This is a genomic window from Photobacterium sp. R1, assembly GCF_054600795.1.
In genome coordinates, this window is record NZ_BAAHZP010000712.1 from 1 (window position 1) to 256 (window position 256).

At 52.7% G+C, this 256-nt stretch carries 1 pseudogene; it reads left to right on the plus strand.

The features are described from left to right. Nucleotides 1–256: pseudogene (gyrB, locus tag ACYP03_RS26935) on the plus strand (DNA gyrase subunit B); the annotation flags it as partial.

A 256-nucleotide genomic window follows, 5' to 3' on the forward strand; every position in this document is an offset into this window, starting at 1 on the left:
AACCTTGGTCAAACAATACAATGGTGCGGTGAAACTGATTGAGCGTATGAGCCGTCGTTACCCGACCCTGCTGCTCAATGAGCTGACCTACCAGCCTCGTCTGGGTGAAGATAAACTGGCGGATCAGTCTCAGGTGGAAGCCTGGGTTAAAGGGGTGGTGGATGCCCTGAACAGCAAGCAGACCGGTGAGAGCCATTACGGTTATGAAGTGTTCCAGGACACGGAGCATAATGCCTGGCTGCCTAAGATTGTTGTG